Source organism: Tenacibaculum profundi (genome assembly GCF_057162725.1).
In genome coordinates this window covers 359014-380655 of record NZ_CM169894.1, presented here as the reverse complement: position 1 = coordinate 380655, position 21642 = coordinate 359014, and the positions used below count along the sequence as shown (strand labels likewise).

The window sequence follows — 21642 nt, the reverse complement described above, 5'->3', positions numbered from 1 at the left end:
TTTGAAATGAAGTATAAGGTCTTTGAATCGTCGTATCAAAGGTTGTCTTAAGTTGTTACAGACATAAAAATGAAAAATATTTTTATGAATAACTACTGAATGAAGTTAAATACTTGACAGTATATCAGCAGCAGCTGTTAACGTTTTATCTGTTTTAGCAAAACATAAACGTAGTGTTTTGTTATCTGTTTTGTTCTTATAAAAAACAGATATAGGAATGGTAGCAACACCAAACTTTTTTATCAAATCCCTAGCGAATTCAGTATCCTTTTTAGAGCTAATCTCTTCGTAATTAATCAACTGAAAATAGGTTCCTTCAGAAGGTAAAAGCTTAAATCTACTACCTTTAAGATATTCTCTAAAAAGCAAACGCTTTCTTTCATACATTATTGCTATACCATTGAATTTAACTTCTTTTAGATATTCAGATAAAATATATTGAGAGGTACTACTAATACTAAAAACTAAAAATTGGTGAACCTTTTTGATTTCATACATTATATTTTCTGGAGCAATTAGATATCCTATTTTCCAACCTGTTATATGTAATGACTTACCAAATGATGAAATTATAACAGTTTTATCTATAAGCTTAGGTCTTGTATTTACAGAAATATGGTTATGCTTAAAAGAAATGTGTTCATAGACTTCATCACTTAATAAAATAATATCAGGGTACTTATCCAAAAGTAATTCTAAAAAGTTAAAATCTCTTTCATCCCAAATTTTACCTGTTGGATTATGGGGATTGTTTATGATAATCATCTTTGTTTTTAAAGTAATGGCACTTTCTATTTTGTTAAAATTAGGAGAGAAATCATTATTTAGGGAAATACGAACTGGCACCCCGCCAGCAACCAATACAGAAGGTTGATAGCTGTCATAAGAAGGGTCTAAAATAATAACTTCATCTCCCTGTTTTACAAGGGCATTAATTGTAGTATAAATCCCTTGTGTTGCTCCTGCTGTAATTAATAAATTCAAAGAGGCACTTACCTTTCTTTTATAATGTCTATATGTTATATCAACTATTTTATCTAATAAACTAGGTAAGCCTGTCATAGGTGTATATTGATGAATATTTTTACTAAAAGAGTTTTTGGCTATTTCTATTAAACGGGGAGCAATATCAAAATCTGGAAAACCTTGCGCTAAATTAATTGCTTTATACTGATGAGACATCTTAGAAATTACGCTGAATATACTAGTTTCTGTATTTTTCAATTTAGTCATTGGTTTTGGTTTTAAAGGTTTTAAAAAAACTTTGAAAATATCAATTATTGATGCTGGACTTTTTGATATTACTTTATCTAAACTTTTTAGTAATTGAACGAAATATTTTTTGATTTCCTATTACTTTTTAGGTATTTTGATCAAAAATTAATATTTATTTATGAAATCAAAAAGAAAAAAAACATTTTGGTGTAAAATACTTCTTAAAAAAACAACATCCCTTAGGATACTATTCATTTTCATTTACTTTTATTCTTGTAGTACTGATGAAGTAAATGATGTTAATTTAGAAAATAATACTCCCGATAAATATAGTTCAAATGTAGTGGTGGATTGGTTCAATTTAATGAAAAAGCTTACTACAGAAACATCCGGTTATACTCCACCTGTAGCTGCAAGGGCATTTGGATATACAGGTATTGCTCTGTATGAGGGAATACAACTTGGAATGATAGAAAAAAATAGTCTTTCTGATAAATTAACCGAGCTAAATATTACCATAAATTATGATAATACAAAGTTGTATAATTGGTCAAGCGTTGCCAATACTATTTTGGCAAATATGATGACTTATTTTTATAAAAATGCTACAGATGTTAACAAAAAAAGTATTTTAAAATTGAGAGAGCAGTACAATTCTATTTTTTCAATTAATACAAATAAAACTATTTTAAATCAATCCATTGCACTGGGAAATCAAGTTACCTCACAGATTATAGCATGGTCTGAAACTGATGGTGGTCTAGATTGTCAATTTTCTAATTTTACTGATGATTATAGCCCAAAACAGGGAGAGCAGTTTTGGAAACCGACAGGGCCTGATTTCTTATCAGCTTTGCAACCCTTTTGGGGTAATAACAGACCTTTCCTTAATTCTAACATACAAGATGTACAACCTTCAACACCACCAGCATATTCCACTGATGTAAATTCTATTTTTTACAAAAGAGCTTTTGCAGTTTATGAGGCGGTTAACAACGTTTCAGAAGAAGAAATAATCATTGCTGAATTCTGGTCAGATGATCCTGAAACTTCAGCGACACCACCTGGGCATTCTATTGCAATTCTAAATCAATTGATTGAAGAGAATGAATTCAATATTTATCAATCTTCAGAAGCATTTGCTATGCTTGCTATCGGAATTAACGATGCTTTTATTTCTTGTTGGAAAACAAAATACGAAACTAATTATGTTCGTCCTATTACCTATATTAATAAATATATTGATGCCGGCTGGTCACCTATTTTAATAACCCCTCCATTTCCTGAATACACCTCAGGGCACTCAGTTCAATCAGGAGTTCTTGCCCAAATTTTAGGTTCAATTTTTGGTGAAAATTATAGTTTTACAGATAAAACACATGAGCATCGTACAGATATTAACGGAACACCAAGGTATTTTGAAAATTTTATTGCAATGGCAGAAGAAGCAGCTATTTCAAGGTTGTATGGAGGTATCCATTATCAAGAAGCTATAGATAATGGCTTGGAACAAGGTTATAATATCGGAAAAAATGTGATTCAGTTATTCGAATAATAATTAATTATTTTTTCCATAAATAAAGGTTAAAACCTTTCACATACATTATAATAATCAAATAACCACTGTTTAAGAAGACAGTGGTTATTTTTCATTTCCAATTTTAATTTTATACTTATCAATTGGTTATACGGAATGTATACTAGAAAAAATCTAACTTTTTATTTCAACATAACTTATGATTTATAGTCCTATACATTACATGTAGCACAGATACCTTTGATAACCATATTAATATCTTCTGAAACAAAACCTATAGGGACTTGAATTGGAGGTATTTTATAATCTAATAGACAAATTGTCTGATTACATGAATTACATCTAAAATGTAAATGTAAATCTTTTTCTATTTGACATTTACAACCTTGTTTACATAAAGCGTATTTTACAACCCCAGTGCCATCGTCAATTTGATGTACAATTGCATTTTCTTCAAATGTTTTTATTGTTCTGTATAAAGTGGTTCTATCGGACTTATCAAAGGCTTTTTCAATATCGCCAAGTGCCACAGCTATTTTTTTACTTTCAAGTAGATTATAAATAAGCAAACGCATAGCTGTTACACGAATATTTTTTGATATAAATAACCTCTCTATCTTATTCATATTACTTAATCTTCATGGTTATTTCCAAAAGGTTTAATAATTATACCTAAACTAAATATAAATCCATCCGTAGGTGCATATATTTCAGGAAATTTAGGTTTTTCGTGTGGAGGAAGTACTAAAGGTGAAAAATTACTTTGCCTTTGATCTGTAAAATTTTCAAAATTAGCAAACAAACTACCAAACTTAAAATTACGCATTAATAATAATCCCATGGTAATAAAATCTTTAGTTTTTGTTCTATCTGATAAAAATTGACGCCCAAAATAGTATGTTTCATAACCAATGCGCCATTTTTTTGATTCATACATTAAAACACTTCCTGCGCTATGTTTTGCTGTTAATGGTTTTTGGGGATTTCCTGGAAGGTAATTCAATTGGGTATCTATAAATGCATAATTTAAGAACCACCTAAAAGATTCGTACGAAAATTTAAGGTTAGTTTCAGCACCTCTACTAGTGATTTTACCTTTAGCATTTTCAAAATTAAAAAATCCATTATTCAAATCATTTAATAAAAGTCCATTTTTAATCGATGATAAATAGAATAACTGGTTTATAGATATGGTTAATTTATCTGATATATTTTTGTTAAAATTAACATCCAGATTCACACCATAAGAATATTCAGGTTTTATCAAATTTTTATTAATACTTACAATATTTTGAAAATTAATATTTTCAGCTTCTTCTGTAAATATGTTAGGTATCTTATACCCTAACCCTCCTCCTATCCTTGAAGAAAACATTTTATTTTTATAAAGCAATGCTACCTTAGGTAATGGAAAAAAACCAAAATCATCAGTATAATCAATTCGTAATCCAGACTCTAAAATCAAATGCCTCGATAAATCGTAAATATTATTGACAAACGTTCCGTAAGTAAGGTCATTTTGATCTCTTATTAATTGAGATTTTTTATCCTCATTAAAATCTGAAGTATATAAATTTGCTCCAAAAGTCCAATGACCTCTATTAAACAATTTGTTATACGTAATTTCGGTAAACGAATTTCTTTGTTTTCCCTTAAATTGAAAATCTGGGATACTTAATTTTCGTTCAAAAAAAGAAAAACTATTTTTTATTTGAAAATAGCTCAAAGAATCTAATTGGGTCTCGTATATAAATTGACTACTTAATCTTTTTGATATATTCTCTTCCGTGTATTGATGAATTCCATTTTTTCCATTATTTATTTTATTAATATCACCACCAATTCTATTATCGTAAGTTCCATTAAGTCCAAATGAGATATTTGTTTTTTCTGAAGGGTAATAGAAAAGTTTAGGATTTAAAGAAACAGAATGTGTTTCTGGGAGGTTACTAAAGTGGTCACCTTCTGGGTCAAAAGCATTTTGATAGTGTCCTGATCCATAAACTGTAAGACCTACTTTTTCGCCTCTTTTACTATAAAATATATTTGCAGTACTTCCTTTAACTTGTGTTTGAGTAAACATTAAATCCAAAGATGGGGTAAATTCAGGTTTTTTAGAAACCATATTAACCAATCCAGCAATAGCCCCTCCTCCATATAATGTTGAGGAACTTCCTTTTATAATTTCAAATTGTTCTAAATCTAATGGGGGGATTTGCAAAATACTTAAACCACTTGAAAAACCTCCATATAAAGGAAATCCATCTCTTAATAATTGCGTATAACGTCCTTCTAAACCTTGAATACGTATATTCATGTTACCACTACTTAAAGAAGTCTGTTGCATTTGTATTCCTGTGCTTTCTCTTAACACCATAGAAATATTAGAGGGGTTCATAATGGCTTTTTCTTCTAATTCTTCAGCTCCAATAAACTCAAGTCTAGTGGGAATTCTTTTGATTGTTCTTGTACTTCTAGTGGTTTGTATTACTACAGTTTCAAGTTCGTTACTTATTTCCTCTAATTTGAAAGTTAAAAGATGATCCGTTGGAGTTTTTATCATGGTATTAATCGTTTGATAACCAATAAATGAAATGGATACATTATAATTTCCTTTGGGAATATTCATAACTTCTGTTATACCTTCAAAGTTTGTATTCGCTCCTTTTTTTAATTCTTTAAAATAAATCGTAGCTCCTATTAATGGCTCATTTACAAGGTTACTAACAACTTTTATTTTAATATTTGATTTTTGTGCATTTATAGATACACAAAATGTAATTATGAACAATATGTTCAACACGTATTTATACATTTAATTTATATTGATATTTTTAATACTAGCATAGTTTCCCATACCTAATTTAAGATATGAGAGACTACTGTTATCAACAGTAATCTATTTAATAAGTTTTCATGTAGGAAGCTTTCTTTGGAGGCTGCCAAATATTAAAAAGATTATCAAACCTATAAATTGTTTGATAAAAGATAATTAATGAAGTGATTTTTACATTAATTGGAGAGGTGTTTAAAAAAGTGCTTAGCTCTTGAAAAGTAATTGCCATTCCACAACAATTACATACGCAAGTAAAAGCGCAGCTATCATGATTTTCCTTCTTTTGAGTATTGTCTGTACCTTGCTCTATAATTACTTGAAAATCGGATAGTAATGATATATCAGAGCATTCTTTTGCAGATAAAATAAGAATGTACAAGGATAATATGATACTTAAAATTTTCATTAAAACAAATATACCAATTAATTCATGCACAGCTTGTGCAAAAAACTCTAATTATTATATTTAATTTAGTAGTAAGTGATGCCAAGTATGCATTTGTAAAAGGTTAGATAAACATACCTAAATCAATCACAAACAATTATAAAAGGATTTTTTATTTACCCTTAGAATTAAATATACGGATAAAGGAAATTAAAAAAGGGTTAAAAAAACTTTGTTATGCTAAACTAAAAATCAGTATGTTCTATTATTTAATAGAATTATAATTTGTGAAATAGGTGTTTTAGTTGTTTGTAAAAACTAAAAACGTTCTTTCAATAAAAGGGTATTTTCTAGAACTATAAAAAACTTTGAAAGAAATGTTTTCATAAACTTATTATACCGAAATTATTAGCTTTTGTTGTCATTTGCTTTTTAAATAAGGTTCTAATTGTAGTAAAGAATAAAAGCAATTGTTTATATCTGTAAGTTATATTTTGTAAACTTAAAATAAGACTATATTAATGACCAAAACTAAATTTTTATGTCAAATGTTTAGTTTGTTAATCATAACAAGAGTATTTTTTTGTTTGTTGAAGCGATTCATTACCTAAATTTAGTGTTTTCTAGACGTTTTTTTATTCTCAATTCCTATTGCCCTCATAATTGCACGATCGCCATAACGCTTCCGTATCTTATCCATAGCTTGGTAAAGGTTAATTATTTTATCGTTATGATCAAATAATTCTATTTGATGACCTCCTTCTAATAAATGACTAAATTTCACCCCTATTAAACGTACTAATAATCGTCTTTTATACAGTTTTTTATATAGTTCTTTTACTAATGGAATAATTTTATGGTCTGCTGCACTGTAAGGTATTCGACGTTGTAAAGTATACGTTTGAAAGTCAGAATAACGGATTTTGAGAGTTATACAAGCTGTTAACTTATTTTGTGTACGTAACTTGTAAATTAAGTTTTCAGTCATTACTGAAATAATACTTTCTAATTTACGAAGATCTGTTGTGTCTTTATCAAAAGTACGTTCTGTAGAAATAGATTTTCTTTCTTGGTATTGTATAACTGGACTATGGTCAATTCCGTTGGCCTTTTTCCAAATCGATATTCCTTTTTTACCCAATACGCTAGCCATCATATTGATGGGAATTTCCTGCACCATTTTTATCTTTTTCATTCCTAAATCACATAATGATTTATATGTAACATCTCCTACCATAGGAATTTTTCTAACAGATAAAGGAGCTAGAAATATTTTTTCAGTTCCTTTATCTATTTTTAATTGATTGTTTGGTTTTGCTTCTCCTGTAGCAATTTTAGACACTGTCTTATTGATAGATAAACCAAAAGAAATTGGTAGCCCTGTTTCTTTAAGAATACGTTTTTTTAATTCTAAAGTAAATTGATGACATTTAAAAAAACGATCCATACCTGTTAAATCAATATAAAACTCATCAATAGAGGTTTTTTCATACACTGGAACCATTTCTTTGATCACTTGAGTAATAGATTCTGAGTACTGTGTATAAACGGCTGTATTTCCTCTTAAAACAATAGCTTCTGGACATAATTGCTTCGCCATACGTATCGGCATTGCTGAATGGATGCCAAATAAACGGGCTTCATAGCTACAAGAGGCTACCACCCCTCTATCTGAAGTCCCTCCTACAAGTATAGGCTTCCCTACTAACCTACTATCTATTAATCTTTCGCAAGACACAAAAAACGTATCTAAATCCATATGTACTATTGAACGTTCGCTCATCATAATTTTTTAAACGTATTCTTATTAAATGAAGTTCCTTTTTTATTATGATCGATGTACCTAGGATCTTTAATGATAGGAAGATAAAGCATACTTTTCACTTCAATTGTAATGCAATCAAACTCTTCTAAAACTTTTCCATATAACCGATATATTCCCTTTCCTCTAAAAGGGTATTGCCGTATTACCTGAGGAAAATGAACAGAATCAATAAAGCAACCTTCCCTATCCAAAAAAGTTCCAAAAAACATATACTTATCATTAGATGTTCTTGTTCTTTTAGTTGTTATTAGATAACCTTCAATGGTAACAAATTTATTTTTATACTTATGTAAATTAGTTGCTTTTAAAAGAAAATAACTCTTTGTCGCTAATAATTTGAAAGGACTACAAAGTGGAAAACCTAGTAATTCTATTTGATCGAAAGCATCTTCTAAATAAGAATTAGGAAGTTCAGGTATTTTATAAGGGGTTTCTTGAATATTAAATAAACAAAAACTCTCTTTTTTTAAAGGTTTATGATTACTACTTATATGCGCTTCCCATAAAAGGGCTTGCTTACTTTTTTTTGTAAAATTAAAAGCGTTTATTTTTATGAGAATTATTATTTGTTCCATTGAGATGGAAACTCGTATCATAAAATCTTTTAAACTTTTGAATAAGCCATTTTCTGATCGTTCCTCTATAATTTTTTGGATTGCATTACTTTCTAACGAATGTAAAAACATAAAGCCTATGTAAATTTCTTTACCATAGATAACTGTTTGGCTATAGCTTTTATTTATGCAGGGAGGTTTGATAATTCCTCCATGCATTCTTGCTTCATGAATATACAACTCTGTATTATAAAACCCACCTGAATTATTGATAGTAGCCACCATATATTCTAAAGGGTAATAAGCTTTTAAAAACAAACTTTGATAGCTTTCTATAGCATAAGATGCTGAGTGCCCTTTTGCAAAAGCATATCCTGCGAAGCTTTCAATTTGTTCCCATATTTCTTTAGTTAACTGTAAACTTATCCCCTTATTTTTACAGTTTAAAAAGAAGCGATCCTTAACTTTTAAAAACTCTTTTCGAGACCTAAATTTTCCAGACATTCCTCTACGTAACATATCAGCCTCTCCTAAAGATAAACCTCCAAAATGATGCGCTACCTTAATAACATCCTCTTGATATACCATAATACCATAAGTTTCCGGCATTATACTTAGTAATGTAGGGTGTACTTCTTTTCTTCTCTCTGGATAACGAAACCGTAAAATATATTCTCGCATCATACCCGATTTAGCAACTCCTGGTCTAATAATAGAACTAGCCGCAACCAGTCCCAAATAATCGGTTACTTGTAACTTTTTTAATAGCATTCTCATCGCCGGAGATTCAACATAAAAGCAACCAATAACTTTAGCTTCTTTAAGTAAAAGTTTAATCTTTAGGTCTTTTTTTAAATAGTTAATGTTATTTATCTTAAAAGACTTTAAATCAACATTATTACGAGATACTATCTCAATTGATTCTTTAATCTTACTCAGACCTCGCTGACTTAAAATATCAAACTTATGCAATCCTACATCTTCTGAAATTACCATGTCAAATTGAGTTGTACTATAACCTTTAGGAGGGATAAAAGTAGCGGTATAATAATGGATAGGTTTATCTGAAATTAAAATACCTCCTGCATGAATACCTAAGTAATTAGGAAATCCTTCTATATAAGAAGCGTAGATAATTACCAACTTTGAAAGTTTATCCAGTTCATCATAATTGTAATTACTTGATGATAAACGGTCTATTTCTGATTTAGGGAGCCCAAATACCTTTCCTAATTCTCTAACAGCGGCCTTATATTTGAAAGTGTTATAAATGGCTAATAAAGCTGTATTTTTAAAGTTACTGAAAATAAATTGAATGATATCATCTCTATCTTTCCATGAAAAATCAATATCAAAATCTGGAGGCGTTTTTCTATATAAGTTAATAAAACGTTCAAAATACAAATCCAACTCTAAAGGATCTACATCAGTAATACGCAAAAGGTAAGCTATAATACTATTAGCACCACTGCCCCTACCAACATAAAAATAGCCTTTCGCTCGTGCATATTCTAAAATTTTCCAATTAATTAAAAAGTACGAAATAAACCCTTTTTCTTTAATAATATTTAACTCTTTTTCTATACGATTATATATTTCTTCAGAAGGTTCTTGATAACGATAAGAAATCCCAGCATAACTCATTTTTTTTAGCAACTCGTAATCATGTTCTTTACTTTTTCCGAATATTTTTTGATTTTTAGATGTTTTTCCAGAAAAATCAAACTTAATACTGCATTGATCCAATATATTTTTAGTATTTTCAATTATCTGAGGATATTTTATAAAAGCATTTTTAAGATTATCTGGGCTAAGTATTTTATCTTCCTCTGAAGCTTGTTCTAATAAAGACAATTTACTTAATAAAGTATTATTATCTATAGCACGCAGTAATCGGTGTGTATTAAACCCTTTTTTATCTTCGAAAGTAACCGTCTGTAAGACAACCACTTTATTTAGTTTGTTACTCCATTTTGAAAATTTAAATTGACTCAGCTCTTCTTTTCGTATTCCTATATATTCATTAGTATTTAAAGGAAAACTAAACTCGTTTTTAAACGGATAAATTACAATAGTGTGGGGTATTTTTTTTGCTTTTTGAGGTATTTTAAGTTTCTTGTTTTTTAGAAAATCAGACAAATAACTATTTATTTTTTCAAAGCCATTATTGTTTTTAGCTAACATTATAAACTGTTGTTGTGCACCGTTTCTAAAATCCACTCCAAGTATGGGCTTTATTTTATAACTAGTAGATAATCTGACAATATCTAAACAGGTAGAAGTATTGTTAATATCCGTAATAACAAGCTGTTCTAAATCATATTTTTTGGCCAATTCTAATAGCCGTTTTGGAGAAATAGTTCCATATCTTAAACTATAATATGTGTGGTTATTTAAAAACATATTTCAAATTTAACTACAAAAAATAGTTTTTCTTGCTTATATTTGTAGTATTATGAATCATATTGCAAAAAACATTCGTCATTTAAGGAAATTAAAAAATTACACTCAAGAACAGTTAGCTGATGAGGTTCAAATGACTCGATCTAAAATAGGTTCTTACGAAGAAGGAAGGTCCGACCCTCCTATAGAAATGCTTATTCGATTTTCTGAATACTTTTCCCTTCCCATTGATGTACTAGTAAAAAATGATTTATCCTATGCCACAGATACTTCGTTTATCGAAATAGGAAATCAACGTGTTTTATTTCCAATTTCAGTAGACTTGAATAACGAAGATTTAATAGAAGTGGTCCCTATAAAATCATCGGCTGGATATTTATTAGGTTATGATGATCCAGAATACATAGAACAACTCGAAAAAATAAAGCTCCCTTTTTTACCGACAGGAAAACATAGGGCTTTCCCTATTAAAGGAGACTCTATGCTTCCCATGAAAGACGGTTCTTATGTAATTGCTAAATACTTAGACGATATGCGTGATGTAAAAGATGGAACTTCTTATATTATTGTTACTGCTAATGATGGAATGACTTATAAAAGAGTCTATAATAAAATAGAAGAAAGAGATGCTTTATTACTAGTTCCAGATAATAAAAATTATCAATCATATCATGTACCTATTACCGAAATATTAGAATTATGGGAGTTTACTTGCAGTATTAACACACAAGAATATGATGAAAAAGATTTAAAGATTAGTAGTATTGCTTCTATGTTAAATCAATTGGGTATTGAATTAAAAGCTTTAGAAAAAATAATAATAAACTAGAATAAATGACCTTTCCCCTAAACAATGAATGATTATTTTATATAATACTAGGTTTATAATGAGTAACAAAAAGAAAATTATGAAATATTCTGTTGTTGATATAGAAACAAATGGAGGGGATAAAATAACAGAAATTAGTATTCTTGTTTTTGATGGAGAAAATATTATTGATGAATTTACATCATTAGTAAATCCTGAATGTAATATTCCTACATTCATTACTAATCTAACAGGAATAACCCAATCTATGGTATCAAATGCTCCTAAGTTTTATGAAATAGCTAAAAAAATACATGAGATTACACAAAACACTATTTTTGTGGCTCATAATGTTAATTTTGATTATAGAATTATAGGAAAAGAATTTCGTAGACTAGGGTTTCGTTTTATTCGTAAAAAATTGTGTACCGTAAGACTTTCAAGAACGTTATTGCCTAATAAAAAATCATATAGCTTAGGGAATTTATGCGCTTCAGAGGGAATTAGAGTTAATAATAGGCATAGAGCTAAAGGTGATGCTGATGCTACCGTCATTTTATTAAAAAAATTATTAATATTAGATAAAGAAAAAGATGTTATTTCTTCTTTTTTAAACCCTCGGTCTAAAGAAGCCACCCTTCCTCCAATGCTTTCCAAAACAGTATTCGATAATCTATCAGAGAAAACAGGGGTCTATTATTTTAAAAATGATGTTAATGAAATTATATATATTGGTAAAGCTAATAACATAAAGCAAAGAGTACTGAGTCATTTCTATGACAAAAAGAAAAAGGAAGTATCTATGTGTATGGTTACAGCTAATATTTCTTATACTGAAACAGGTAGCGAATTACTAGCTTTATTATTAGAGTCTTCTGAAATCAAAAAATATCACCCTAAATATAATAGAGCCCAAAGAAGAAGTATTGAGAGTATTGGATTATTTTACTACGAAGATCGATCGGGAATAATACACCTTGCGTGGAATAGACTCAAATTAGTTCCAAATCCTATTGTTAAATTTTACACAGCCAATGAAGCTCGCTATTTTGTAGAAAAGCTATGTGAAAAATTTGAGCTATGTCCTAAATTCTGCAATCTACAAACCAATGTGAGTAGTTGTTTTCATTACCAACTAAAAAAATGTAAAGGTGTTTGTAGAGATAAAGAAACCGTAAAAAACTATAATTTAAGAGTTACAAAATGTCTTGAATCAATTAAATTTAAAGAAAGTAGTTTTATAATTAAACAATCAGGATTAAAAGAAAATCAATACGGTTACGTACTCGTACTGAACGGTTTTTATATGGGGTTTGGTTATCTTCATAACGAAGAAGAAGCTTCTTTAGATGTTTATTTGAATAATATTACGCAACAAAAAGACACTAGAGATGTACAACGTATATTAAACTCGTATTTAAAGAAATATCCAGAAACCCTAATACACCTTGAAAAAACTGCTTAATACATTATGACTTTTACATAGCTTTGCGTTCATTTAACTTCAATATAAATGCTTGATGAAAATAAAGTTAAAAAATAAAAACTATTGATATTTCAAAAATATATTAATCAGTATTGAATCCATTTTACTGTTTTTTAGTTTTAATAACTAATTCTTTAATTTCACCAATACAAGCCATAAAATACGTCACTAAACGGTACGCCTTTTTAAATACCATAAAAGAGGAGATAGTTTTTATAGCTTGCACACTACGCGTATAACGATAATTATCTAAAATAGAAAAACCATTAGCCAATCAATAAGTTGTTCAGTTATAGTTCTAAAATTCCACACAAACAAGTACTTGTTTAGGTCTGTTTAAAATTTGAACGACCGTGCCTTTCATAGGATAAAATAAGAAGTAGTATTTAGATTAACAAGATGAAATATTAACTAGTAGAAATAAATATAGCCCGAATTATTGGAGTCAATATTGATGTCACAATTATAAAAGAGTTCGTTAATAATTTACACAGAGTAAATGAATTGGCAGAAAATAGTAATAGCTTTATATGGAGATTGAAAGATATATCAAATAATGTCTCAAACTTTGATCCTTTTAGTGATGAGCAGGTAATAATAAATGTTTCTGTTTAGAAAGATATTGAATCACTAAAAAGCTATATTTATAAATCATTTCATACAGAGTCTTTATAGCTAATGGAAAAACTCTTCGAAAGATTTTATGATAACGGAAAATTATTCGGATTTAGAGTGTTCGAAAAAAGCAACTTTAATCATTAAACCTGCGATTATGAATATATTGATTTCGAAATCATAAATGGAAAGTGTAAAGAAAATGACCAAAAGACGAAAATCATATATGATTTAACCAATGATCAAATGATTGTATATTTCGATGAGAATTTTCAAAATCAAGCATTGACTAACTTTCCTGATGAAAACACTTTTGAATTTACAGAAATAGTAGACAAGTTAAACAAGTTATCTGGATAGTTTCCAGGAAACAAAAATGTTTGAAAAAGTACATTTCAACTTCTTTTACTATCTTTAAATGGTTGTTAAAAAGTCTAGAATAAAAAACTACAAACAAATATTTTAAAAAAATAAACTTATTCTAATATCAAATAACCGTCTTTTATTACTTATAATTTATAAAACCTCTACTATCATTTTTGACCGTTATTGTAAGAATAAAATACTATAATTAAGTTTGCAACTATAATTTGTATAGTAAAGTATGATATTATAAACTTTTTCAAATTAGTAAAAAAAATCAACGACTAAAAAATTGCGATTTTTAAAATAAAATCAGCCTCTAAAATTTATTTTTTTCAGGCAAAGCAACAATAATAACTTGATTTTTTTAACCTCGGTAATTATACTGTTGTTTTTTCAATTAGACTGATTTGAAAAGTAGATTAAAATAAAGTTCCAAGATAGACAGAAACCTATTTTAAAACATAAAATAAACTAATAAATCAAGTTCTTTTTATCGATAAGTTTATTTTGCTTGTAAGATATCTTTATTTACTCATTTATCATAACATTGAATATTTTAAATAACCAAAAAAGAGATCAAAATAAAAAAGATATATCTAAAAAGTAATATAATCAATATGAAAAAAATAATAATTGTACTAGGAATAAGTATATTTTTTATAAAGTGTACCAATCAAGAAAAAAATATAAATACAAAAATTATGAATAATCAAAAGTTAACAATTGTAGCAAAAATTTTGGCAAAACCAGAAAAGAGAGAATTAGTAAAAAATGAACTTCTAAAATTAATCGATATTACAAGAGCTGAAAAAGGATGTATCAATTATGACTTACACCAAGATAATGAAGATGAAAACCTGTTTTTATTTTATGAAAATTGGGAAAGTAAAGAGTTATGGAAAAAGCATATGGAAAACACTCATTTAACTGAGTATATGAAAGCTACAGAAGATGCTGTAGAACAGTTTACACTGAATGAAATGACCCACATTAAGTAAAACTAATTATATATAATATGTATAAAAAACAGCTATGTAGTCAATTGGCTACATAGCTGTTTTTACATATTGATCTATAAAAAAAAATTACAATATTACCGATAACTTTTAATATCTGAGATATAAGAAATGACTGAATTAATCATAGTGATTGAGTTGAATTATATTGATTTTATTTCTATTAATTTAATCAAACAATTCTGATATAAAAGTCATGGTATATCAAAAAAAACAGGTATAAGGCTTCCTTTAATATTATTTGTTAAGATGTGATTGATAAGGTATTTTACCTCACAGAAACAATCTTTTAAAGTATAGTATTTCAACTTGATCTTTTCACCATTTTGGGTATAAAAAAACATCCAATATTTCTCCCTATTTAAGTTATATTTTGTTTTTTACGTTTTTGTATTAAATTCATCTATATAAAAAACATTCTTTACATAATATGCTCTTTGTAAATCTAAGAAATGTTTAGTTTTAATAAAAGCATACAGACATCTTTTGAATAACTTTTGATAAGCTTATTTAAAAGCTTTTAAATCAAAAAAAAGAATACTATTTTTAAATAAATAACTAAATAAAAAATCTTTCAAAAAATATATCTAAAAATATAGAATATAAGATCATTAAATTTATAATTTATTTTAATAAAAAGTATATTCGCATCCTATGTGGATGTACTTAGGATTATTAGCTGCATTGTTTTTAGGATTGCATAATTTGTGTAAAAAACATGCTGTAAGAGGAAACGATGTTTTTTTTGTTTTATTGGGAACTGTAACTACTGGTTTTTTGTTGTTAATTCCTTTATATATCGGATCAAAATACTACCCCAGTATATTAAAAACAATGAATCTTTTTATTGATGATATTTCATGGAAAAACCATGGTTTTATTTCTATTAAATCCTTAATAATGACTTGTTCTTGGGTATTGGCATATCAAGCATTAAAACACCTTCCTATAACTATAGTGACTCCAATAAGATCAGCAGGTCCGTTTTTTACATTTATAGGTGCTATTGTGATTTACAGAGAATCTCCTAATATTTTTCAATGGTTTGGCTTTTTCTTAATTATTTTATCCGTACTACTATATTCACGTATTGGAAAAAAAGAAGGTGTCGATTTTAAATCAAATAAATGGATTTTGGCTATAATTATAGCTACCTTTTTTGGGGCCTCCAGTGGATTATATGATAAATTTTTAATCCAAAAGCTTAATTTCTCTCCTCAAACATTACAGTTTTGGTTTTGTTGGTACACGATGGTCATATTGTTCATTATTGTCACAATCATAAAGCTTTCAAAAACAAGTAAAAGACAATCTTTTACTTTTAGATGGTCAATTCCTGCTGTAGGAATATTATTACAAGCTGCTGATTATTTTTATTTTAAAGCACTAGAGGATCCACATGCTATGATAATGTTGTTATCAGCCATAAAAAGAAGTCAAATTGTAATTGCTGTTGTTATAGGTGGGATCATTTTTAAAGAAAAAAATAAAAGAAAAAAGCTCGTACCTTTAACAGGTATTGTTTTTGGTGTATTTTTAATTTTATATTATAAATAAAAAAATCCTGTTTTTTAACAAAAACAAGGATTTTTTGCATAAAAATGCTTCTTTCTCTTTATCGTTAGAAACTCTTCCCAACAATATGATTTTATTGATAAATCATACTGCAATAATATGATTATCAAGGTAACTTCACAATAAGTAAAAACCCTATAAATTGCTTATGGTTTTTACCATACATCTTAAAGGGTTATATTAATTTCTTTAAAAACTTTTATCAAAAATTAATAACTAAAAAAATAAACTTAGTTTTTAAATACACTTATTTTAATTAAAAAAGGTTTTTTCCTACTCTTTCGAATGAAAAAAACCTTTAAATCGCTAATCAAAAAATTAACTTACTACTACACTTTAAATATACGATTTAGCTAAAGTTATTTTACTGAAAAAGAGGTGATTGGGGGTTTTATACAGTTAATTGGTAGTGTTTTAAAGATAAGTGGTAAAAAATAAAAAACACTTATGACTACCTAGAGCAAAAATAATTTCTTTTGGTAACAAGAGATCTTTAAATATTTATTTTTAGTAAGAGAATCTAGACCTTAGACGGGTTTTACTTACTTAATGTTTATTTAATTAAATTACCCTATTTCTTTATAAATATAAACTGATTAATACCTTATTCTATTTTTTATGAATCTCTTACCATTAAAAGCTATAATAAAATCAAACATTTAATCTTTAAATAATTGAATTGTAATATCAATTAATTAGATTTAATCAATCTTTATTTATGGGGGTCTAATATCTGCATCAATTTTTCTAGTTTAAAACGTGGTAAAATTAATAAGTAATTTCATTTAACTATTATTCTTCTCATACCTCTGATCATATACTAATTTTGCTTTACCATCTGACTCAAAAAACTCTGCTAGCCATATCTAGCTGTTTTAAAAAATATTTATAAATTTCATCTACGATTATTTTATTTTTCTCTTTAATATCTTTCTAAAACGTTAAATATATTCCTTTTTGTCAGGTTTTATTCGTATTTAATTTGCTATAACGAAAACTATTTTCTTAAGTATTTTAAACACATAATCACTTTATTTTCAATTAATAACAATATTATACTCCTCGAAAAACCTTTTCTATTTATCTGTTAGTTTTTTTGACTTACATACAATGAAATAATACTACCTCTTTATATCTTTATAATTTCTATTAAATAAAGACTATCAAATTTATAACTGTTCTTATTATATTTTAATTTTTCAGGGGTTCACATTTTGGTGGAAGTGACATAAACCAATCATATGCATTTTCGGAATATTTATATGCGTCACAACAATGCCCTTGACAGCCTGTATCTAAATAGTCATTTTGATGCCCATTATTTTTTAAAATTTCACTTATTCTATCTGCCGCAGTTACTAAATAAGTAAAATCTCCACTTCTCGAAATAATCAGTCTACCAGGTACTTTACAATCTGGATTCTCTGGTGCTTGATACACTTGTTCTTCAGTTTCATTTATACCACCACAAAACCATTGTATGCCAGCAAAAACATCTTGAAACATTTTAAATCCTTGATAACCTAAAAAAATAGATCCTCCTGAATATCCAGCAGCATAAATTCTTTTTTTATCAACATTATATTTTGAGACTACTTGATTAAGTATTTCTTTAATCCATAACCCCTGCGGCTCTGAACCCTCACAGCCTGCTTTACACCAAGTATTTACCCCTTAATTATTATACCTCTAGGACATTCTGGTGCTATAAATATAAAATCCTGTTTAGTTTTCCATAGATCTTCCCAATAGAATTTCATATTGTTTGGATGTCCTTCATCTCCGTGCAACACTATAATAATTGGAAATCTTTTCTTGGTTTTAGTTTCTGGAATTCCTAACCAATACCAAGATCCATTAAATTCAATTCTTTTTATAATATTAGATGTTGTTCGCTCATCTGGTTTTTCAATTAAAATCACATCTTTTATAGGTTGAAAAACTTCTTGTTTATTACAAGATATAATAGAGCATATAATGACAAACCAAAATACATTTTTCATATTTATTTAATTAAATTTAACTGAATTTAGTTAAATTTTTTAAAATATATTATTACCTATACATATCTAAAACATGTATAGGTAGTAATTACAGTGGATAAACTAGTAAAACCCTTGTCTTACTAGCTTACATAGGAATTTCTGCACCTCCTTTAGTTCTTGAAAGGCTATAATTCTTGACATCCTTATCAGGATAAGCGTGATAAGTTATACTCTCTGGTTGAAAAATAAAATCAACCTGTATTACAAGATGTTTAATATTTCCACACTCAGGAATTGCTTCACGTGTTAAATAATAATTTTGCTTTTGTCTATTTGCATCTCGTCTAATTCTTCCAATATGTGGCTGGATAAATTCAACTATTTTTCTATTTATGGCATCTTTTGAACTTCCATTAAGAACAAATTTAGTCCCTGGTCCTGATGTTTTAAAGTGTTTATCTCCATGTTCATCATAAATAAATTTTGTTGTAGCAGTATCTATTCGTTTTGCAAGATCTGGTTCAAGGGCTTCTATTATATCTTCCAATGAAATACCTTCATACAAAGACTCATGACTTTGCTCAATGACATTATTTAACAATGCTTCATTTGCTCCAGGTACTTTAAACATACCTAGTGATATAGGTCCTACATTAGAAGTTAACTTAGACAACGCTTTATTTAATTCTGTAAGATTATTAATTGGTTTGAAGTTTTGATCTTTCATTTTTTAGGGTTTTATGTATTATTTTTTGATTTTAGGTTTGATCAATTGCCTAAAATTAGTTTAGCATATATACTGAATTACGTATATTAAGGTTCCGAATAAGATGTATGTATTTGTTTAAATTAATGTAATATAAAAACTAACAAAAGCAACTGCTTCCCTTACCTTTAAACGATAGTTAACATTTTATATTTTATCTTTACTATAAAAATTAACCACTAACTTACACAATATAAATACGTTAATTTTTCTTATATTCTCACGGTATCAGGGGTACTACAGTTTTAATGCTTCATTTAAATTAGATGATAACGCTACTCTAATTTCCTCATAGATTTTCTTTAATAGTCCTTCACTATTGATAGAATAATAAAACTTTTCTAAGGAAATTAATTTTCCTTCAAAATATAATCGTGAGCATTTAAATCATATAAATAAGTAGTTTAAAAAATAATCGGGATAAGAAACTTAGATTTGTCGAATTTTAACCATAAATACTAATTCGTATGCTCTGTTGCCCCTTCATTACAAAAACGAAATAAAATATTATCGCTACCAAAATCACCTGTTTTGAGTCTTATCTGAGCAATACATATTATTTTCACGTACTTTGTTTCACGTTTTTGAGGACACATGATTATATATTTATTTTTATGACTTAAATCTCAATTATAAATTATTCTCTCACAATATTCTTCACTTTTTTGAATACTCATTATCTCCTACTCCTTCTCTATAATTCACTTACTAAATATTAGACATAAAAAAACACCTTAACTAAGGTGTTTTATGATATGTATGTTTTTAACGTCTATAACATGTGATACTAGCTCTGAATTAGTAAAATATATAGACTAATACCCAAAAATTAAAAACCCAAATAAATCAAATATTTATAGAAAATTATTTCTTATAACTATTGTAGGAATGGGCTTAATAGTTTTTTAATATTTTACTCTTATTATTCTATTTAAATAATCAGGGAGGTCAGGTTGATTCGGATCGCTCTTATCATCTGTTGGATCATTGTTTCCGTTAGCATCCTCATCCTTTGTTAAAATACGATCACCGTCATCATCATCATCAAGAAAATTAAACCTTGTATCGTTATCTGTGTCATCATTCCAAGGTTTTCCATCGCCGTCTATATCCTCTTTTATTGACGGTATATTGTCTCCATCATGATCAGTACCATCAACAAAATCATACAGTTCTATGTAGTATAATAATATTTTATTAGCTAATGCATTTGATGAATTTCTGTAAGATAAGCCTGATGGTAAAATAAAAAAGCCCTTGCCCCCATCTTCATACTTAAGCGGTTCACCAACTGTAGAAAGATTATTACCTCCCTTAAAATGTACCCATGGATACCTCCATCCAGGAATAACATTCAATTGATTAAACCAACTAGGGAAAATTAAATCTTGCTCCTTTTTAACTTCCATAGCATTAGTCAACGTTCTTAATCGATAGACGGGCAAAATAGAGTCTATTACTGTTGGAAATCCCTTATCTACATCAGGTGCTCCTTCGTGCTTTACAAATACATAGTAAGTGTAATCTATATCAAACTCATTTACTTTTTTTGTTAATAGCCTATCATCTTCAGACAAAGCAGTTTTGCCACTTTTTAAAGGCACAATTGAATCAAGTGTATCATCGAAATAATTATTTTTTAAAAACTTTAAAATAGAATCATTATCAATCTTTGCCTGTTGTACATGATCAAAATTATCAACTATTTGGTTTTCATCACTATCCCCACAAGAATACATAATGATACCAAAGATGAAAGCATATAGGAAATGTTTTAATTTTATCATTTAATACTATAATTTTGAGACGCAATTTACCATTTTTATACCTTTGTGAAAAATTATTAATATATTTTAAATGAGAATAGACAAATATTTGTGGTGTATTAGATTGTTTAAAACAAGAAGTATTGCTACAGATGCTTGCAAAAAAGGGCATATTAAAGTTAATAATACTTCTGTTAAACCTTCAAGAGAATTATTTGGTAATGAAGAGCTTTTGGTTAGAAAAAACCAAATTAATTATAAAATAAAAGTTTTAGACATACCTCCAAACAGAGTTGGAGCTAAGTTAGTTGATTTATATAGAAAAGATCTGACTCCAAAAGAAGAGTTTGAACGTACAGAATTACTAAAATATTCAAAGGATTACTATAGAAAAAAAGGTACAGGTAGACCTACTAAAAAAGATCGTAGAGATATTGATGAATATAACAATGATAATGACGATTAGCTAACCTTTAAACCAAAAAACGTAATATTTATAAAATT

The 21642-nt window shown here is 27.9% G+C and carries 18 protein-coding genes; 7 read left to right on the top strand and 11 right to left on the bottom strand.

Annotation, left to right across the window (positions count from 1 at the left end):
- Positions 1 to 105: 105 nt before the first annotated feature.
- The gene (locus tag AC2GW8_RS01390; RefSeq protein ID WP_440881006.1) at positions 106 to 1233 is read right to left on the bottom strand and encodes a methionine aminotransferase; all 1128 of its coding nucleotides are present in this window, start codon (positions 1231 to 1233) and stop codon (positions 106 to 108) included.
- A 160-nt stretch (positions 1234 to 1393) separates the two neighbouring features.
- On the opposite strand from AC2GW8_RS01390, the gene AC2GW8_RS01385 reads away from it, so the two are divergent.
- Positions 1394 to 2770, top strand: a complete 1377-nt coding sequence (locus AC2GW8_RS01385; RefSeq protein WP_440881005.1) for a vanadium-dependent haloperoxidase — start codon at positions 1394 to 1396, stop codon at positions 2768 to 2770.
- 194 nt (positions 2771 to 2964) lie between these two features.
- On the opposite strand, the gene AC2GW8_RS01380 is transcribed toward AC2GW8_RS01385, so the two are convergent.
- From AC2GW8_RS01380 to AC2GW8_RS01360, 5 genes are all read right to left on the bottom strand, one after another.
- Positions 2965 to 3378 (bottom strand): Fur family transcriptional regulator, encoded by a 414-nt coding sequence (locus AC2GW8_RS01380; protein WP_440881004.1) that lies wholly within the window; start codon positions 3376 to 3378, stop codon positions 2965 to 2967.
- Between the two features lie 5 nt (positions 3379 to 3383).
- The gene (locus AC2GW8_RS01375) at positions 3384 to 5567 is read right to left on the bottom strand and encodes a TonB-dependent receptor (RefSeq protein ID WP_440881003.1); all 2184 of its coding nucleotides are present in this window, start codon (positions 5565 to 5567) and stop codon (positions 3384 to 3386) included.
- Positions 5568 to 5655: 88 nt separating this feature from the next.
- Positions 5656 to 5994, bottom strand: coding sequence for a DUF6660 family protein (locus AC2GW8_RS01370; protein WP_440881002.1), 339 nt, complete (start codon positions 5992 to 5994; stop codon positions 5656 to 5658).
- Positions 5995 to 6586: 592 nt separating this feature from the next.
- On the bottom strand, positions 6587 to 7759 hold the full coding sequence (gene dinB, locus AC2GW8_RS01365) for a DNA polymerase IV (protein ID WP_440881001.1): 1173 nt from the start codon (positions 7757 to 7759) through the stop codon (positions 6587 to 6589).
- Positions 7756 to 10755 (bottom strand): DNA polymerase III subunit alpha, encoded by a 3000-nt coding sequence (locus tag AC2GW8_RS01360; RefSeq protein ID WP_440881000.1) that lies wholly within the window; start codon positions 10753 to 10755, stop codon positions 7756 to 7758. The genes dinB and AC2GW8_RS01360 overlap by 4 nt, the downstream gene beginning before the upstream one ends.
- 52 nt (positions 10756 to 10807) lie before the next feature.
- On the opposite strand from AC2GW8_RS01360, the gene AC2GW8_RS01355 reads away from it, so the two are divergent.
- The 5 genes from AC2GW8_RS01355 to AC2GW8_RS01335 all read left to right on the top strand — a co-directional run bounded on the left by AC2GW8_RS01355 (position 10808) and on the right by AC2GW8_RS01335 (position 16603).
- Positions 10808 to 11584, top strand: a complete 777-nt coding sequence (locus AC2GW8_RS01355) for an XRE family transcriptional regulator (RefSeq protein WP_440880999.1) — start codon at positions 10808 to 10810, stop codon at positions 11582 to 11584.
- Positions 11585 to 11663: 79 nt separating this feature from the next.
- Positions 11664 to 13028 carry an exonuclease domain-containing protein gene (locus tag AC2GW8_RS01350; RefSeq protein WP_440880998.1) on the top strand — a complete coding sequence of 455 codons (1365 nt, stop codon included), beginning with the start codon at positions 11664 to 11666 and terminating at the stop codon, positions 13026 to 13028.
- 441 nt (positions 13029 to 13469) lie between these two features.
- Complete coding sequence (locus tag AC2GW8_RS01345) at positions 13470 to 13664, top strand: DUF3291 domain-containing protein (protein WP_440882171.1); 195 nt, start codon at positions 13470 to 13472, stop codon at positions 13662 to 13664.
- Positions 13665 to 14647: 983 nt separating this feature from the next.
- Positions 14648 to 15028, top strand: coding sequence for a putative quinol monooxygenase (locus AC2GW8_RS01340; RefSeq protein WP_440880997.1), 381 nt, complete (start codon positions 14648 to 14650; stop codon positions 15026 to 15028).
- 672 nt (positions 15029 to 15700) lie between these two features.
- The gene (locus AC2GW8_RS01335; protein WP_440880996.1) at positions 15701 to 16603 is read left to right on the top strand and encodes an EamA family transporter; all 903 of its coding nucleotides are present in this window, start codon (positions 15701 to 15703) and stop codon (positions 16601 to 16603) included.
- Positions 16604 to 17812: 1209 nt separating this feature from the next.
- Here AC2GW8_RS01335 and AC2GW8_RS01330 read toward each other — a convergent pair.
- From AC2GW8_RS01330 to AC2GW8_RS01310, 5 genes are all read right to left on the bottom strand, one after another.
- Positions 17813 to 18127 (bottom strand): hypothetical protein, encoded by a 315-nt coding sequence (locus AC2GW8_RS01330; protein WP_440880995.1) that lies wholly within the window; start codon positions 18125 to 18127, stop codon positions 17813 to 17815.
- 161 nt (positions 18128 to 18288) lie between these two features.
- Entirely contained in the window at positions 18289 to 18624 is a 336-nt protein-coding gene (locus tag AC2GW8_RS01325) for an alpha/beta hydrolase family protein (RefSeq protein WP_440880994.1), read from the bottom strand.
- 127 nt (positions 18625 to 18751) lie between these two features.
- Entirely contained in the window at positions 18752 to 19333 is a 582-nt protein-coding gene (locus tag AC2GW8_RS01320) for a hypothetical protein (protein WP_440880993.1), read from the bottom strand.
- Positions 19334 to 19830: 497 nt separating this feature from the next.
- Positions 19831 to 19968, bottom strand: coding sequence for a hypothetical protein (locus AC2GW8_RS01315; RefSeq protein WP_440880992.1), 138 nt, complete (start codon positions 19966 to 19968; stop codon positions 19831 to 19833).
- Positions 19969 to 20277: 309 nt separating this feature from the next.
- A complete protein-coding gene (locus AC2GW8_RS01310) occupies positions 20278 to 21159 on the bottom strand; it encodes a peptidylprolyl isomerase (RefSeq protein ID WP_440880991.1) in 882 nt (293 codons plus the stop codon).
- A gap of 70 nt (positions 21160 to 21229) precedes the next feature.
- Between AC2GW8_RS01310 and hslR the strand changes: the two genes are divergently transcribed.
- Positions 21230 to 21604: an Hsp15 family ribosome-associated heat shock protein gene (hslR, locus tag AC2GW8_RS01305; RefSeq protein WP_440880990.1), complete on the top strand. Its 375-nt coding sequence runs from the start codon at positions 21230 to 21232 to the stop codon at positions 21602 to 21604.
- Positions 21605 to 21642 lie beyond the last annotated feature (38 nt).

Bases quoted from the DNA above. Each gene is read 5' to 3' on its own strand.
- AC2GW8_RS01320 (WP_440880993.1), bottom strand. From the start codon at position 19,333: ATGAAAGATCAAAACTTCAAACCAATTAATAATCTTACAGAATTAAAT.
- AC2GW8_RS01380 (WP_440881004.1), bottom strand. From the start codon at position 3,378: ATGAATAAGATAGAGAGGTTATTTATATCAAAAAATATTCGTGTAACA.
- AC2GW8_RS01325 (WP_440880994.1), bottom strand. From the start codon at position 18,624: ATGAAAAATGTATTTTGGTTTGTCATTATATGCTCTATTATATCTTGT.
- AC2GW8_RS01355 (WP_440880999.1), top strand. From the start codon at position 10,808: ATGAATCATATTGCAAAAAACATTCGTCATTTAAGGAAATTAAAAAAT.
- AC2GW8_RS01310 (WP_440880991.1), bottom strand. From the start codon at position 21,159: ATGATAAAATTAAAACATTTCCTATATGCTTTCATCTTTGGTATCATT.
- AC2GW8_RS01375 (WP_440881003.1), bottom strand. From the start codon at position 5,567: ATGTATAAATACGTGTTGAACATATTGTTCATAATTACATTTTGTGTA.
- AC2GW8_RS01370 (WP_440881002.1), bottom strand. From the start codon at position 5,994: ATGAAAATTTTAAGTATCATATTATCCTTGTACATTCTTATTTTATCT.
- AC2GW8_RS01360 (WP_440881000.1), bottom strand. From the start codon at position 10,755: ATGTTTTTAAATAACCACACATATTATAGTTTAAGATATGGAACTATT.
- AC2GW8_RS01385 (WP_440881005.1), top strand. From the start codon at position 1,394: ATGAAATCAAAAAGAAAAAAAACATTTTGGTGTAAAATACTTCTTAAA.
- AC2GW8_RS01315 (WP_440880992.1), bottom strand. From the start codon at position 19,968: ATGTGTCCTCAAAAACGTGAAACAAAGTACGTGAAAATAATATGTATT.
- AC2GW8_RS01350 (WP_440880998.1), top strand. From the start codon at position 11,664: ATGAAATATTCTGTTGTTGATATAGAAACAAATGGAGGGGATAAAATA.
- hslR (WP_440880990.1), top strand. From the start codon at position 21,230: ATGAGAATAGACAAATATTTGTGGTGTATTAGATTGTTTAAAACAAGA.
- AC2GW8_RS01330 (WP_440880995.1), bottom strand. From the start codon at position 18,127: ATGTTTCAAGATGTTTTTGCTGGCATACAATGGTTTTGTGGTGGTATA.
- AC2GW8_RS01390 (WP_440881006.1), bottom strand. From the start codon at position 1,233: ATGACTAAATTGAAAAATACAGAAACTAGTATATTCAGCGTAATTTCT.
- AC2GW8_RS01335 (WP_440880996.1), top strand. From the start codon at position 15,701: ATGTGGATGTACTTAGGATTATTAGCTGCATTGTTTTTAGGATTGCAT.
- dinB (WP_440881001.1), bottom strand. From the start codon at position 7,759: ATGATGAGCGAACGTTCAATAGTACATATGGATTTAGATACGTTTTTT.
- AC2GW8_RS01340 (WP_440880997.1), top strand. From the start codon at position 14,648: ATGAAAAAAATAATAATTGTACTAGGAATAAGTATATTTTTTATAAAG.